Below are 16,463 nucleotides of genomic sequence, written 5' to 3' on the forward strand. Positions count from 1 at the left end.
CAAAAAAACCAAGCGCTGACTGAGCGCCGCCAGTTATTGCGCAGCTTTCGCTTCAACCGGGAGGGTGAAGATGAATGTCGCCCCACGCGGCACGCTATTCTCCGCCCAAAGGCGTCCGCCGTGAGACTCCACGATCGAACGGGAGATCGCGAGCCCCATGCCCATTCCGTTCCCTTTCGTCGTAAAGAACGACTCGAATATCTTGTCAGGATGCTCGACTCCTGGGCCGCGGTCGCTGACATCGATCTGGATTTTGTCCTCTATCCGGCGCGCGCGTATCCCAAGAACCTTGTCGCCAGCAATGGCGTCCATCGCCTCCACGCCGTTGCGGACGAGATTGACCAAGACCTGCTGGATCTGGACGCGATCGAACGCAACGAGCGGAAGGTTGCTTTCGATGTCGACATCCATGCGCACGCGACGCCGCATGGCTTCCTCAGCCATGAGGTCACGCGCTTCCGCAATGACACTTGGGATCGGCATGCTGGTTCTCATTTCAAGCGATGGCCTGAACAAGGCGCGGATGCGGCTGACGACATCCGCCGCCGAGTTGGCGTCGCGGATGATGCGTTCGGCCGTGATCTTCGCGCGCTCGAGGTTCGGGGGATCGGCGGCCAGCCAACGATAGCAGGCGTGTGAGTTGGCCACGATCGCTGCCAGTGGCTGGTTCACCTCATGCGCGATAGACGCCGAAAGCTCGGCGAGGCTTGCCGCCTGGCTCGCCCGTGCAAGTCGCTCTTGCGCCAGACGCAGCTCCTCCTGCGCCCGAACCTCACCGTCGATGTCCAGGCAGATGACATTCCACTGCACAATGGCGCCTTCGGCATTGCGCATCGGCGCCGCGCGCGTGTCGACCCAGAGATATTCGCCATCGAAGCGCCGTAGACGGTGCTTCCGCGAGTATGGCTCGCCGGTCGACAACGAATGTGCGTACTGCTCCTTGACTCCCGCGACGTCGTCGGGATGAACGCCGGCGTCGAGTGTGCCGGCCAACCGGGATTTTCCCGCATCATCCAATTCCTCAAGTTCGTAGCCGAGGAATTCGCGGAGCTGCTGGCTGCGATATATCGGCTCGCCGTCCGGCGCAGCGCAATCGATCATTACGGGCAGTGTTTCGACGAGTTGCCAGAGCGAGCGCTCCCTTTCTCGCAGCGCTTCCTGAGAAATTACAAAATCGTGGATGTCGACGTTGGCGCCGTACCACCGTATTGTGCGACCGCTCTCATCGCGAAGCGGATCCGCGCGTCCCTCAGTCCAGCGGTATGCACCGTCCCATCGACGGTTGCGAAACTTCAGCCCGAACGGTTCACCCGTGCTAAAGGAATGGGTTAGAGCTCCCAGCAATACAGCCCTGTCCTCCGGATGGACGATCGTTTCAATGGCGCTCGGCAATCCTGGAGCATCAAAATCTTCCAGCTTCAGGCCGATATAGTCCACCATAGTTTTGTTAATGTATGCGGGCTCGCCGCCTGGCGTTACGCACCAGATCTGCATTGGCACTGTATCAATGAGCTGCTGAAGCTGCCGCTCGCTGCGTCGCAGCGCCTCTTCGACGCGCAGCTGATCATCGACGTCGTGTGAGAGGCCGTACCACTGGACGATGCGTGCGCTCTCATCCCGCAGTGGCTCCGCGCTGCCTTCCACCCAGCGGTAGACGCCATCCGCACGCCGCAGGCGATACTTCTTGGAGAAGCGCTCGCCGGTGACGAGGGAATGGTTGAGCGCTTCCCTAAGGCTGTCCGCATCATCGGGATGGACGGCGGCTTTTATGAGGGCTGTCAGCCGGCTCATGCCCTGCTTGTCTGTGTCTGCTATGTTCATGCCGAGAAAATTTACCAGGCGCTTATTGAAGAAGGTCGGCTCGCCCTCTGGGCTCAACCGCCAGAGCAGGCTGGGAACCATATCCACGAGTTGCGAGAGCTCCCGCTCCCGATTGCGCAGCGCGTCCTGTGCGCGCATCTCATCATCGATGTCGATGGAAACTACGTACCATTGCACAATCGCTTCGCTTTGATCTCGCAGCGGTTCCCCGCGGCCATCAACCCAGCGATACGCACCATCCGCACGACGCATACGATACTTCAAGGAGAAGGGGGCGCCGGTGGCGAAGGAGTGGCGGGCCGTCTCCAGCAAGTTAGCCGCATCATCGGGATGGACGAGGGTCCCTATGACTGCAGCCAGCCGGCTCATGCCCGGCTTGTCCAAAGCCGCTACGTCGTCCAGACCGAAAAAGTCCAGCAAGCGCTTGTTGAAGAAGGTCGGCTCGCCGTCCGGCGTCAGACGCCTGATCTGGACCGGGACCATGTTCACGAGTTGCGAGAGCTCGCGCTCCCGATCGCGCAACGCCTCTTGCGCGCGCACCTCATCATCGATGTCGAGACAGAGGCCATACCATTGGACAATGCGTCCGTCCTGATCCCGTATCGGGTCCGCCCGGCTCGACATCCAGTGATAGACGCCGTCGGCGCGGCGCAGGCGATGTCTCATAGAGAAGGGCTCGCCGGTGGCGAGGCAATGGTGGAGCGCGTTTCGGAACGCTGCTGCGTCGTCTGGATGGATTGTCTCTATGACCACCTCCAGCCGACTCATCCCCGGCTTGTCCGCATCCGTTACGTTCAGGCCGAGGAAATCGACCATGCGCTTGTTGAAGAAAATCGGCTCGCCGTCCGGAGCCAGCCGCCAGATGTGGCTCGGAACCATGTCCACGAGCTGTGAGAGCTCACGCTCCCGATAGCGCAACGCCGCCACGGTTTTCTTGTAAACGTCGATGTCGAGCGCGATGCCAAACCATCCCGTGATACGACTTTGACTGTCGCGCACTGGTCGTGCCGCGGTTCGAGCCCAGACATAGATGCCGGTCGCGCGCCGAAAGCGAAACTCGACATTAAAATGATCGCCGGTCTCCAGGCAGTGACGCCATGCGGCGGCGATCTGGTCATAGTCATCCGGATGAAGCAACCGCTTCCAGCCGGTATGACCCTCCTTCAACGAAGCATTCAGATCCTCCAGCGTCACCCCGAGGGAATTCTGGGCAAACGGGTGCAGGTAGATCCACCTACCGGCCGCATCGAATGCCCATCCGTTGCCGAATATGCTCTCGACGACCCTCGCCGACCGGATTGCTTCGGCTTCGTTTTCGCCCGACGGGTCTGACCCTGTCGTAGTTGGCCGAGGCTCCCTGTCTGTCACCAGATCGTCGATATCGACACTTACACTGTACCCCGGCTCTGAGCGGGTTTCGGACCAACGATAGTTACCGTCGGCCTGGAGTTGCCGATGTCTTGTGACTTGTGGGACGCCCGTCCAGAAGGCGCGCGCGGCCGCATGAGCCGCCGCAGCCCGGTCGTCCGGATGAATACCCCTCAGCGAATGCGGTACGTCGGGCGCGGCTTTTTCCTCAAGCGCAGCATTGGCGACATCCGCGAATCGCTTACTGACGACGGACGGAACATCGCCGTCAATCACTGCACCGTACCATGCATGGATACGACCTTGGCTGTCGCGCAATGGCTGTCCCGAACTTCGCCCCCAACCGTAAGCACCACTCGGGCGCAAAATGCGGTGCTCGACATTGTAATGCTCACCTGATTGCAGACAGCGACGCCATGTGGCGACGGCGCCGTCATAATCGTCTGGATGGATTATCCGCTTCCAACCGGAACGGCCCTCTTCCGAAGGCGAATTGAGTTCCTCCAACGTCATGCCAAGAAGCGAAAGCGCCGCCGGAGTCACGTAGGTGAATTTGCCGGCGGCGTCGGTCGCCCATGCGTTACCGACCACGTTTTCGATGATCCGCGCCGCTCGCAATGCTTCGGAGTCGGTTTCGTCAAATGAGTTGGACGCTGCTGTCATGGGCTACTCCTGCCGCACAAAGGAACTGTCAGCGCTTCGTATAGCACTTGTTCCCTATCTGGACAGGCGAACTCACGGCCCCAAGTCTAATACCGCCATGCCCCCGCGTCTCATGGACATCCGTGCATTACACGGAATGTGGGTGCTGCGGCCGCCTTTACGGAAGCTGGAAAAGGCCGGATTCTCCTGCGCGCGTAACGATCGCCTCGTGCAAGGAGCGACTGGAATGACGCATCAAAGAGTGGCAGCGCCACTCACCGCTGGAAAGCGCGCGCCGGACAGGTAAGACCCTCGCCTGCCTCTCCGTTGGCTGCAGAGCGAAACCGGAAAAACCCCTGCATTCGTCATCCCCATCTCGTCCAGTTGACACGGCTCATGAGATAATCTGGAAGCCTCTCCCGACCAATACATCTGTTCCAAAGTATAGGGCGTGGACGCGGTTTTAGTTCTGCGGAGCGGCTTGGCGGCCGAGCAATTGTTTGGCGACAATGAGACAGGGCGCAGCGACCGCGAACAGCAGGACGAGTGCGAAGAAAGCTTCGTCGAACGAGATCGTGGCGACCTGCTTCTCAAGCGCGCGCTGCAGCAGCGGCAGCGCGGCCTTGGTCGCCGCACTGCTGTCGACACTGTTCGCCAAAGCGTTCGCAGTGGCTCTCAAGCGCTGGTCTACGGCTGGATCGCCATTGACGAGGTGGGACGCCAGTATCGTCCGATTGTGGACATTCTGGTGATCAATATACGTTTGCAAGAGGGCTGTGCCGGTCAGACCGCCCACCTGCTTGCCGAAGTTGAACAGCCCGATGCCGAACGGCAGCGCATTGGCGGCAAGGCCCTGCAGCGTAACCAGTGTCAATGCCACGAACAGAAGGCCGAGGCCGAATCCTCGCAGCAGCAGAGCAAGGGTCAGGTCCGGTGATCCGCTACCGCTCGTCGAAGCGGACAGCAGCCACATGGCGCCTGCGAAGAGCAGAATGCCAAATGGCGCAAGCGTGATCGGGCGCATCCCGGTCCTTTGGATGACGAAGCCGGACAACAGAAGTCCAAGCGCGAGCATGGCTCCGCTGGGCAGCAGAAGCACTCCTGCGCCCGTGGCGGTAAAATCGAGCACGTTGAGGGCAAAAGCCGGAATGAGATAGGCGCTGCCTGAAAGGGCAGAGCCGGCGACGAAGCTGACGAGAAGGCCAAAGCGAAAGTCCGGATTGCCAAGGGGCGAGATGGCCAGCAGTGAGCCTTCTGAACGAAAGCGGGTCTCCCAGACGGCCAGGAGGCCGGCAGCCGTCACACCGGTTGCGGCAAGGAAGGTGATGTCGGTGTCGTCGAACCAGTTGAACCTGCTGCCTTGCAGCAGGACGTAGGTCAAAAGCGCGGCGCTGATGCCGAGCAACAATATCTCGACGGCAGGAAACCTGGTTTTCCGCCAAAAGGCCCGATCGCCGTCCGCCGCCAACAGGACAAGGGAGACGATGCCGAGCGGAATGATGCTCAGGAATATCCACTCCCAGGTCAGATGATCGACAAGCCAGCCCTGCAGGGCCGGCGTGACGGTTGTCGGAGCCATGACGGCGCCTACGGCAAAAACCGCCTGAACGACCGGCTGATGCCGGTGCGGGAACCGAAAGAACAGCAGTGTCTGGCCGGCGACGAGAACTGTGCCGCCAGCCAGCCCTTGGACAATGCGGCAGATGCAAATCCAGGTGAGGTCCACCGACAACGTCAAGGCCGCGGATGCCAGCAGAAGGGCGACAACCCCCGCGCGCAGGCAGGCGGTCGGCCTGGCTGCCGTCACAAGAAGCGGAGCGACAAGGAACGCCGTCAGCTTGGCCGCGATGAAAACAACGTCGATCATCGCCAGTTCGTCCAAGGTTGCGTAGGTGTCGCCGAGCATGTCGATCCGGCCGATGGACAGTGCAGTGGATGCGACCGCGTCCATGAAGGCGGCCAGCACAACGCCGGTTGCTATCAAGGAAGCGCGCAGGGTGCCGGGATGGCACTGCACAGCCGCCGTTTCGGCGAGGTGCATCATTGTGCTGAGCGCCCGTCCGCTGTCCCGCCTGTCTGCATTTCCTGCGCTACTGCCGGAGCATCCTTGGTGCCGACGGTGATGGCAACACGAGCCGAGAGTCCCGGAACCAGGCGGCCGGGCAACGGATTGCGCGTCATCCTGATCTTGACCGGCACGCGTTGGACGACGCGGATCAAGTTTCCGGTGGCATTGTCCGGCGGCAGCAGGCTGAATGCCGCGCCGCTGCCCGGAGCGAAGCTGTCGACAAGGCCGTCGATTTGCAGATCTGGATATTCGTCAACCATGACACGGACCCGTTGGCCGATCTCAACCTGCTTCAGCTGTGTTTCCTTGAAGTTGGCGACGATCCAGACATCGTTAACCGGAACGATGTCCAGGGCTGCTGTCCCTGGGTTGACATAGCGGCCGACACGGATCTGGCGATTGCCGACGATGCCGTCGACCGGGGCCCTCACGACGGTGTTGGCCAGGTCGAGCATTGCCAGGTCGAGCGCTGCCTGTGCCTGCGACAGGGCTGCCTGCGCACCGGACAATTGTGCATCCAGGACACCGAGCTTCAACTTTTGAGCCAGCAGATTGGCCTCTGCACCATCCAGCGATGCCTTTGCCTTGTCATGGCCGGCCTGCGCATCCTGCAGCTTCTGATCGCTTGCGGTCCCGTTCTTCTGCAGCGTGACGTAGCGGTTCAGGTTGGCGCGGGCGAATTGCAGGTCGGCTGCGGCAGATTGCTTCTGCGCCTCAGCCTGCGCGATCAATGCGTCCTGCAGTTCACGGGTCGCCTTGATGTTGGCGATTTCCGCCTGCCGGGCGGCGACGTTGGCTTTCGCCTGCTCCGCCTTGGCTTTGTAGTCGCTGTCGTCGATGCGAAACAGGACAGCACCCTTTGACACACTGGCATTGTCGTCTATGTCGACTTTGACGACGTAACCGGCGAGCTTCGGAGCGATGCTGGTAATGTCTCCGCGGAGATAGGCGTTATCGGTCGTTTCCTCGAACCGGCCCCTTGTGAACCACTGCCAGCTCCAAATAGCTGCCATTGGAATCACCATGAGGGCAACGATGGCGATTGCGATCTTGCGGGCTCGGCTCATGATTGCCTCGACATCCGGTCGATGCGCTCGCTGTCGAAGGAGGTATCCGCCTCCCGAAGAGCGAGATATTCGGCGAGGCTGGAAGCCCACGGTGCGCAGTACAGTTTCACGAGAACGTCTCCGTCGAGCTGCGGTTCTGCAACAAAGCAGAACTGCAGAACGATCGCGGATTTCACGGCCTCGCCGCTATCACGCGGACGAACATCCCATCTGCCCTGATCAGTGGTTCGTACTGAACCTCAGCACAGGTCGTATTATCAGTCAGCCGGATTCCTCAGGCGCGCGAACGTGCCGGCGCGAACCTTCGCATTGCCGAAGACCGTGGCAGCAATGATCGCAGAGAGCGCCCTCTTGAAGAGTTCGGTTGTCTTAATGTTCCCCTGTTTTGACAAGCGCGCAACAGTTGCGACGGTTCATGAAAGCAACCCGCTATCTTGCCGCCGGCTAACGCGGTGCGACACGCAGCCCGGCGGAATCGAAGAGATGCATGCGCTCCGGCGGCAGAGCGAGGTTGATCGGCGGCTCTTGCGATTCAACGCCCTGCTGCTTGAGAACGGCGATGAGTTTGCTATCGCCGGCAATGGTGGCGTGGACAACGGTTTCCGGTCCCAACGCCTCGGCCAGCGTTACCCGCGCTTCCACCGATCCCTTGCTGCCATCCGAAAGTTGGATGTCGTGTGGCCGGATGCCAAGCGTCGCGTCGTCTCCCGGTTTCAGCGCGACCCCGTCGGCCGCGACCGAGGCCGACAGCCCGCCCGGACCTTCGACACGCACCTCACCAGCGCTTGCCGAACGCACCTTTACCGGCAGCAGGTTCATCCGCGGCGCGCCGATGAAGCCGGCGACGAACAGGTTGGCCGGCGCGTTGTAGAGATCGAGCGGCCGGCCGACCTGTTCGATCCGCCCCGAGCGCATGACCACGATGCGGTCCGCCAGGGTCATCGCCTCGATCTGGTCATGGGTGACGTAGATCATCGTGGTTGCCAGCCGCCGGTGCAGGCCCGCCAGTTCAGCGCGCATGGTGATGCGCAGTTCGGCATCGAGGTTGGACAGCGGTTCATCGAGCAGAAAGGCGGTCGGATTGCGCACCACCGCACGGCCGATCGCCACGCGCTGCTTCTGGCCGCCCGACAATTGACCGGGCCGGCGGTCGAGATAGGGAGCAATTTCCAGCATGCGCGTCGCTTCCGTGATCCGCGCGTCGATCTCGGCCTTCGGCATACGAATGTTTTCAAGCCCGAAGGCGAGGTTCTGGCGCACGCTCATGTGCGGGTAGAGCGCGTAAGACTGGAACACCATCGCCAGACCGCGCTGTGCGGCCGAAACGTTGGTGACGTCGACCCCGTCGATCTCGATCTTGCCGTCGGTCGGCCGATCGAGCCCGGCAATCAGCCGCAGCAGCGTGGACTTGCCGCAACCCGACGGGCCGACGAGGACCAGCATCTCGCCGTCACCGACGTCGAGATTGATGCCGTGCAAGATCTTCATCTTGCCGTAAGCGCGATCGATGTTGGTCAGCGTTATCCGTCCCATGACATCCTCACTTCAGCCCGGTGCCGGCAATGCCGGAAGTGATGTAACGCTGCAGGAAGACGAAGACGAGGACGACGGGGATCATCGTCACGACTGTCATCGCCAGGATGTAGTGCCACTGCACGTTTAGCTGGCCGGCATAGGTGTTGAGGCCGACCTGGAGTGTGTAGAGTTCCTTGCGCGACAGCACCACCAGCGGCCACAGAAAGTCGTTCCAGCGCCAGACGACGGAGAAGATCGCCAGCACGGCGAGCGCCGGTGCTGCAAGCGGCAATACGATGCGCCAGTAGATCTGCCATTCGGAAGCGTTGTCCATGCGCGCCGCATCGAGCAGCTCGTCGGGAATGGTCAGCATATATTGACGCAGCAGAAAGACGCCGGTCGGCGTCGCCACGGTCGGCAAGATCACGCCCCATAGCGAATCGAGCAGCCCGACGGCGCCCACCACCGAATAGAGCGGCACCAGGATGACCGACAGCGGCACCATCAGCGTACCGACGATCACAAGCATCGTCAGATCGCGGCCGCGGAACTTGTATTTCGACAAGGCGAAGGCGGCCATCGAATTGGTGAGCAGCGTGATCAGCGTCGCCATTGCCGTCACAAAAACCGAATTGCGCAGATAGCGCAGGAAGTCGAAATGGACGAAGGGCTCGGTGTAGTTCTCCGTCGCGAAGCCGATTTCGCGCACCGGCTGCCGGTCGGCGATGTTGACCTTGACGACATCGTTCGGCGCCTGGGGGTCCACCATCTGCGCCATGATGCCGATGCGCCGCACCTCGGCCAGCACCTTGGTCGAACCATCCGGCAGCTTCACCCTGTAGAGGGCCAGCGGCTTGTCGTAGCCTTCAACCCTCGCCTGTTGGCTGACATAAGGCATTATGGTCGGCGGAAACTCGGCAAGCTGTGCCGGCGTCTTGAATGACGAACCCACCAGCCAGATGGCCGGACCGAACATGGCGACAACGCCGCCGAGCAGCCACAGCCAGCTTACGATATCCGTCCAGTGCCAGCCGCGACCGCCGCGCCGACGGGTCAGGAATGTCACGATCCGGCTCATTCGCGGGCTCCTTTCCGCTCACCCCTGCGTCCGACCTGCAGCTGAACCAAGGTGAGCACGACCAGCACCAACGCCATCAGGATCGAAGCCGCCGAAGCCAGCCCCGGATTGCGCAGCAGAGAGGCGAAGCCGATCTCGTAGATGTACTGCGTGATATAGAGGGTCGAGGTTCCCGGCCCTCCACCCGTCAGCACGTAGACTTCGTCGAAGATCTGCACGGCGCGGATCAGCGTCAGTACGATGACGACAAGCAGATTCGGCATCAGCAGCGGCAGCGTGATGCGCCAGAACACCCGCGCCGGCTTCGTGCCGTCCATCTCGGCCGCTTCGTAAAGGTCGCGCGGGATCGCCTGCAATCCGGCAAGCAGGATGAGCGTGTAAAAGCCCATATGTGCCCAGACCGAAACGCTGACGGCGGCGGCGAAAGCCCAGAAACGGTCCGTCAGCCAGTTGTGCGGCTCGCCGCCCAGATCATGGACGATCAGGTTGAGCAGGCCCTGGCGCTGCAGGATCCAACGCCAGATCAGGCCGGTGACGACGGGCGACAGCAGCACCGGAAAGAAGAACACCGCGCGCCAGAAGCTGCGCCCGACGATCTCGCGGTTCAGGATCAGCGCTGTCGCCATCGACACGACCGTCATCAGCGCCACCTGCACGACGACGAACAGGCCGGTATTGTGCACGGCCTTCCAGAAGAGATCCTCGTGGCAAGTGGCAGTGTCCAGGTAGTTGCCGCAATCGAGCAGGCGCCGGTATTGCTCGAGCCCCACATAGGTTCGGTCCTGCAGGAAGTAGGCCGTTCCTGACGTGGCCGAATAGAAAAAGTTGATGATCATCGGCATCAGGACGAAAATGCCGAAGATCGCCATGTTTGGGGCTAGGAAGAACGCGGCCATGCCGCCGGTGCCCGTCGCGCGCTGCCAGAACTTCAGCGGGACGTTGACGATCGATGCCAGCCACACGACCGGCGCCGCGAGGGCGGCGCCAGTCCATGCCTTCAGTGTCGCGGCGGCAGTCACTTCGCCTCGGCAACCTTGTCGGCGATATCCTGGTCGATCCTGCCCCAGGCATCGTCGAGGCTGAGCTCGCCGGCCATCACCTGGCTGACGCGCGTCACCAGCGCGGCGAAGTAAGCGTTGGCCCACTTCCACGGCGGCAGTGCATCGGCCGCCGGCAGGGTTTCACCCGCCGCCTTGACGAATTTGTCGAGCGCCGGACCGACGTTCTTGTCGGCCGAGACCCATTTCAGCCCGCCCTTGTCTACGACGCCCTTGTGCGCGGGCAGAAACAGCGTGCGCTCGCTGAACTCTTTCACCACGTCTTCACGGGCCAGATAATCCATGACCTTGGCGACGTCCTTGGGATTCTTCGTGTATTTGATGGCGACCAGCGCCGCGCCGCCCTTCACGCCCGAACAGCCTGCGGTACCGCAAGGCGAGCCGGTTGCCACCCAATCGAAACTGTCGCCGATCTTGGTCGACAGATTGGCGACCTGCCAGCTGCCCGAATAGTAGAACGGGATCTGGGCGTTGATGAAGTCATCGGCGGCCGCGCGGTAGGTCGAGCCTGCCGCCGACACCCAGGTATCCTTCAGCATTAGGCCCTTGGCGGTCCAGTCGACGAGCTTGCCGACGAACGCCTTGGTGCCGTCGTCCACTTTCGCCGGCATACCATCGGGGCCGATATAGTTCGCTCCAAAGGAGACATTCGGACCCGAAATGCGGTGACCGGAACGGTCGATGGCGAAGGCAGCCGGAAGCTGCTGGCTCTTCGCCACTTCGGCGGCGGCGTTGATCCAGTCGTCCCAGGTCGCCTTGTCGCCGGGCAGCGGCACGCCGGCCTGTTCGAACAGCGTCTTGTTGGCGAAGCCGCCGGTGAGCGTGAGCTGGGTCATGAAACCCGGGATGGCGTTGGAGCCGTCGGGGCGCATCCAGTCCAGCGTGTCAGCGAAATTGTCCTCCCAATATTTCGGGTCAGCCACCAGTGGCCTGAGATCGAGCCAGTGCTGGGCAAGCTCTTTGATGTTGGTGACGCGGGCGATGTCCGGGCCCTGGCCGGCTTCGAGCTGGATGGGCAGCTGCTCCTGGATCACCTTGTAGGCGACGTTGTCGAGCGTGACGTGGATGTCGGGATTGTCCTTCATGAAGCGGTTCAGAATGTCCTGGATGACATCGCCTTCGACACCGTCCGAATACCACATGATGCGCACGTCGCCGGCAAACGCGCTGGTCGATGCGAGCAGACTGACCGATAGCGCGGCCAGCAAAGTGCGGGACTTATTCATGCTTTCGTCTCCTCCTTTAGCGGGGCGGCGCCCCGATAGTTCAAGCCGCTACGCCCTCTCCTCTTGAGCGTCGCAGCCGATTTCCTCCCTACTCTCTGTGCTTCATGCGCATCGCCTCACCGCGCACGGTCCAGTTGGTCGGATCGAGTGTACGTCCCTCAGCCACGATCCTTGCGTCGGCGAGGAAATGCACCGTGCCGTACTCCGGATCCTCGACGATCAACTCGCCGTCGGGACCCGACCGCACCGACAGGCCGGCAAAGGCGTCCGCCCAGGCGTCGAGCGCCGGCAGATTGGCATTCCGGTCACCGAGGCGAATGATCCACGTCGTCCTGCGTCCCGCCGCCCGCAGCTCGTTGCCGGCGGTCGGGCCGGCCACGACCTGCGTGAGAGGCACATCCGTCTTCAGCATGACGAAGGCGTCGCCGGATTGCGCGAACGCCCGATCGCCACCCACTTGCACGGCATCGAAGGCACGTGCGGGGAACCAGGCGTGCGTGAAGTCGGGCTGTTCATCCGAGCAGGAGAAGCTGACGATGGCGAGGTCGCGATATTGGTGAAGCCGGGGCAAAGTGCCTGAGCCGCCCCAATATGATGGTCTGCCATATCCCGACTGCAGCACTTCGCCGGGGTGGTTGATCCAGATCTGCGCATCCGGATTCTTGCCCAGCCGGGCGTGAATGACGGTCTCCTGATAACCCCATTGATTCCAGCGATAGCCAGCGGCGCTGCCCATCGCATGGTTGCGCGTCTTGTAGTGGTAGAGCCGCGCGAAGCGGTCTTGTCCCTGCGCGAAAGTCCATTCCCACGCCGTATCGTCGGTGAGGGAAGCAATTGGTGCCAACCCGTCCGGAACGCTCAAATCGTGATCCCGCAGGCACAGTGCCAGCTGTGGCAGCGCATGAAAGCGCATGCCGTAATTGCCCTTGCCCCAAAGCATGCGGCAGATGCCGGATAATTCCAGCGAACGCGCGGCGCGCAGCGTGTGCTCGTAGGAGCGGCCCTGCGCCCCGGTGAGGATGCCGCGATGCGCCGAGCGGGCGACGATTTCAAGCAGGCGTATGATTGCCTTGCCGGCACGTTCGGCGATGTCCTTGTCCGGGGCCAGCGCGTAGAGCGCGCACAGGCCCTTGAGGTCGATGGGAAAATAAGGCGCCGAGTTGAACTCGGCCATCTCCCATGCCTCGAAATGGTCGAGCCAGGCCCGCACCCGCGCGGCTCCCACCGCGGACTGTTCGCGGCCAAGGCGGCCCGACCGCACGAACCGCACATCAGGCAACAGGCCACCAGCAATATAGGCGGCGGTGTGGAAGAGCAGCGCGTGGTTCTCGGAGAAGTACCACTGCACATCATTGCCGGGCTCGTCCATCCAGTAGCGATAGCCGAGGATGGCGTTGTCGACGCGCGCGCGCAGGCTCACTTCCAGCCGATCGCCAAAGGCCTTGCGGCACCACAGCAGCGGCACCAGGATGAAGTCGGCGCAATCGTGACAATCCTCGATCGCCGGCAGCGTGCCGGAGATCATGGCATCGGTCTCGGAGCCCTGCTGTCCGATCGCCAGGCGCGCCAGCGCGCGCACCGTATCGGCCTCGGCGTGACCGGCGACCTCGCGCAAGGCCTCATCGATACGCGCGGTAACCGTTTCCGGCGCATCGCCCTGACGGCGCGCGTGGCATATCTCGACGCCGAAGACACGCGATACGGCATGGTCTGCGACCCTCAGCGTCACCTTGAAATGGCGAAAGTCGGCCGGCAGCTGCTCGGTATCAGCGATCGGCAGCCGCGGCTGGCCCGCCGGCAGTTCGAAGGCGAAGCGCACCGGCGTCTCGATCGACATGAAATCGCCTTCGATCTCGATCTCGACTTGCGCGTCGCGCGGCAGGGCCACGCCGGTGACGAGCGCCACCTCGCCGCCGTCATAGGCGGGACGGTCGAAATGCATGTCGTCGAGGGCTGCTTCCATCGCATCGGCAACGCCGCTCTCGACTTCGATCGGCAGTGCGACCGAAGCAGCCGGACCGGATAGATAATCGAGCTGGAAATAGTAGCGGGCGTCGCGCTCGGCGAGATCGTCGAACCATATCCGGACGTCGTTGCGGCCGGCCTTCAGCGCGATCTTGAAATGCCCGGCACTTTCCAGATTGCGGCCGTAGGGCGCCATCCAGCCGGCTTCCTCGCCATTGGCAAAGAGTATGGCGCCGCCGCATGTGCGCAGCCGCACCATCACCTCGCCACTCGAGGCCGCCTCGATGGTGGTCTCGGCCCATGTTCCAAGCACCGTTGGCCGAAACCAGAAGCCCGACAGGTCGATGCGCGGCGAGGCGAAGGGCAGCCACAGGCGCTCGGCGCCGAATTCGGCGCTGACCTGTGGTCGCTTGCCGCGGCGTTCCGCTGCGAACTGCGTGCGGCACGGATATTCATGGGGAATGAAATTCTTGTGCTTGGTCAGGAAGAAGAAGGGATCCATCTCGCCTTGCATGGGCTGGTCGGCCACGTCGTAGCGTTGCTCGGCGATAGACCCGAGCCGCCAATAGACGATAGGCTGCCCCGCCATGAGCGGCCGGCGCAGCGTAAAGTCCGTCCGAACGCTTTGCGCGGCCTCGCTCATCGCAAATCCTTCACGGCAACTGGATCGACATCGGTGTAGGCCTGGTTCTCGCCGGTCATGCCCCAGACGAAAGCATAGGGGCCGGTGCCGGCACCCATATGGATAGACCAGGCGGGCGACAGGACAACGTCACCGTCGGCGACCATCAGGTGGCGCGTCTTGTCTGGCCGGCCCATCAGATGGATTACACGGTCGGCCTCGGCGAGGTCGAAGTAGCAATAAGCTTCCATGCGCCGCTCATGCAGATGCGGCGGCATGGTGTTCCATACACTGCCCGGCGCGAGGTCGGTGATCCCCATCAGCAAGAGGCAGGACGGGGCCACTTCGGGATGGATGTACATGCGCAGCGTGCGCCTGTTCGCGCGAGCCTCCTCGCCGAGCACAAGCGGCTTGGCTTCGCTGCTGACGATGAGACGGTGCGCAATATCGGCGCCGGCCGGCACCGAGTTCATGTAGAAGCGTGCCGGCCTCTCCGGATCGTCGCTCTCCAGCGTCACCTCGCGTGCTCCGCGTCCGATATAGACGATGTCGCGGTTAGCCGCGGGAAAGCGCCGGCCGTCCACCGCGACGGCGCCATTGCCGCCGAGATTGGCGATGCCCATCTCGCGCGCGTCAAAGAAGAGCGGGGTGCCGACTTCGGCCCCGTTGCCGAATGTCAGCGGGTTGGCCAGCGGCACCGCGCCACCGACGATCATGCGGTCGACATGGGTGTAGGCGAATTCGATCGCGCCAGGCCGGAACAAGCCGTCGACCAAGAACTCGGCCCTCAGCCGGTCCGTGTCCATGCCGGCAATATAGCCCGGCGACGCGCCATAGAGCGTCCGCATCATGCCGCCTCCACCTTCGACTGCAGATGCCGCGCCCCTTCGGTCAGGCACAGAATGGCGAGCGCCTGCCCGTAGCCCGTCGGATGGATGGGTATATCGCGATAGAACTGCAGGTCGGCGCCCATGCGTGTGCCATAGGACACGTTCGCCACCACACCTTTGTCATCGATGTTGGCCACCACGGCTTCCAAGGCGCGGAGGCCGGCGGCACGGCACTCTGTCGAGCCGATTCCGAGCCGCGCGGCCTTCATCAACCCGTAGCCGAAGCCGGCCGTGGCGGAAATCTCCTCGTAAGACGTCGAGTCGTCGAGCAGAGTGTGCCATGCGCCCGAACCTGCCTGCACCTCGAGCAGGGCGTTGATCTGGGTCCCCAGCACGCCGAGCAGATAGGCCCGAACCGAAGGCGCAATTTCGGCGAACTCCACCAGGTCGAGGATACCGACGGTAATCCAGGCATTGCCTCTCGCCCAAAGCGCGCGGGCGAAATTGTGCCGTCCCGCGAACGTCCAGCCGTGGAACCACAGCCCTGATGCCGGGTCGGCGAGATAACGGGCGTGGACCAGGAATTGCCGTTCTGCTTCCTCGACGAAGCGACGCTGGCCGGCAGCCTGGCCATACGATGCGAGGAACAGCGCCACCATGAACAGCGTGTCGTCCCACAATTCGTCGTCGTTGACCCGATCCGAAACATCGTGCTGGAAACCGCCCTCGGGCGTCCGCGGCAAGGCGGTGACCACCCGCTCGGCCCATTCGCGCAGGACCGGCTCGAAGCGCGGCTGGCGCCGGCGCCGCCACAATTCGCTTAGCGCCAAAAGAGGCGCAGTGGTGTTGACGTTCATCGCAGGGAGACCGGCAGCGATGCGTCGGTCGTACCAGGCCTCGATCGTCTGCAGCAGCCGATCGTCGCCGGTCTGCGCCCACAGCCGAACCAGCCCGTAGAGCCCGACGCCCTGCGGCCATTCCCAGCTGTCGAAGCTGACATAGTCGCCCGGCGTGCCGTCGAGATTCGGCTCATGGAACCGCCCGTCATGACGCAAGCCGGTCATGCCGGCAACGAGGCTGGCAAGCGCGGAATTCAGGCGTTCGGCCGATAGCGGCATCACTCCTCCCGTTTCTCCCGCTTCATCAGAACTGTTTCACAGCCATTTTTCTTGCGCAATCTGAAAATTTTTTGCATTAATCGGA

The 16,463-nt window shown here is 62.5% G+C and carries 11 protein-coding genes; all 11 read right to left on the minus strand.

What is annotated here, in order from left to right:
- Positions 1-33 precede the first annotated feature (33 nt).
- The 11 genes from RQ479_RS14445 to RQ479_RS14495 all read right to left on the minus strand — a co-directional run bounded on the left by RQ479_RS14445 (position 34) and on the right by RQ479_RS14495 (position 16,378).
- Entirely contained in the window at positions 34-3,852 is a 3,819-nt protein-coding gene (locus RQ479_RS14445; RefSeq protein WP_376705597.1) for a PAS domain-containing protein, read from the minus strand.
- Between the two features lie 442 nt (positions 3,853-4,294).
- A complete protein-coding gene (locus tag RQ479_RS14450) occupies positions 4,295-5,875 on the minus strand; it encodes an MFS transporter (protein ID WP_376705598.1) in 1,581 nt (526 codons plus the stop codon).
- Positions 5,872-6,966: an HlyD family secretion protein gene (locus RQ479_RS14455; RefSeq protein ID WP_376705599.1), complete on the minus strand. Its 1,095-nt coding sequence runs from the start codon at positions 6,964-6,966 to the stop codon at positions 5,872-5,874. The genes RQ479_RS14450 and RQ479_RS14455 overlap by 4 nt, the downstream gene beginning before the upstream one ends.
- Positions 6,963-7,142: a hypothetical protein gene (locus tag RQ479_RS14460; protein ID WP_352463935.1), complete on the minus strand. Its 180-nt coding sequence runs from the start codon at positions 7,140-7,142 to the stop codon at positions 6,963-6,965. The genes RQ479_RS14455 and RQ479_RS14460 overlap by 4 nt, the downstream gene beginning before the upstream one ends.
- 268 nt (positions 7,143-7,410) lie before the next feature.
- Positions 7,411-8,499, minus strand: coding sequence for an ABC transporter ATP-binding protein (locus RQ479_RS14465; RefSeq protein ID WP_376705600.1), 1,089 nt, complete (start codon positions 8,497-8,499; stop codon positions 7,411-7,413).
- Positions 8,500-8,506: 7 nt separating this feature from the next.
- Positions 8,507-9,559, minus strand: coding sequence for a carbohydrate ABC transporter permease (locus RQ479_RS14470; RefSeq protein ID WP_376705601.1), 1,053 nt, complete (start codon positions 9,557-9,559; stop codon positions 8,507-8,509).
- Positions 9,556-10,578: a carbohydrate ABC transporter permease gene (locus RQ479_RS14475; RefSeq protein ID WP_376705602.1), complete on the minus strand. Its 1,023-nt coding sequence runs from the start codon at positions 10,576-10,578 to the stop codon at positions 9,556-9,558. Before RQ479_RS14475 ends, RQ479_RS14470 begins: the two co-directional genes overlap by 4 nt.
- Entirely contained in the window at positions 10,575-11,843 is a 1,269-nt protein-coding gene (locus RQ479_RS14480) for an ABC transporter substrate-binding protein (RefSeq protein WP_352846120.1), read from the minus strand. Before RQ479_RS14480 ends, RQ479_RS14475 begins: the two co-directional genes overlap by 4 nt.
- 88 nt (positions 11,844-11,931) lie before the next feature.
- A complete protein-coding gene (locus tag RQ479_RS14485; RefSeq protein ID WP_376705603.1) occupies positions 11,932-14,451 on the minus strand; it encodes a hypothetical protein in 2,520 nt (839 codons plus the stop codon).
- Complete coding sequence (gene kduI / locus RQ479_RS14490; protein WP_376705604.1) at positions 14,448-15,281, minus strand: 5-dehydro-4-deoxy-D-glucuronate isomerase; 834 nt, start codon at positions 15,279-15,281, stop codon at positions 14,448-14,450. The genes RQ479_RS14485 and kduI overlap by 4 nt, the downstream gene beginning before the upstream one ends.
- The gene (locus RQ479_RS14495; RefSeq protein ID WP_376705605.1) at positions 15,278-16,378 is read right to left on the minus strand and encodes a glycoside hydrolase family 105 protein; all 1,101 of its coding nucleotides are present in this window, start codon (positions 16,376-16,378) and stop codon (positions 15,278-15,280) included. Before RQ479_RS14495 ends, kduI begins: the two co-directional genes overlap by 4 nt.
- Between the last annotated feature and the right edge of the window lie 85 nt (positions 16,379-16,463).

Source organism: Mesorhizobium sp. ISC25, assembly GCF_042295465.1.
In the GTDB taxonomy this organism is placed as follows: Bacteria; Pseudomonadota; Alphaproteobacteria; order Rhizobiales; family Rhizobiaceae; genus Mesorhizobium.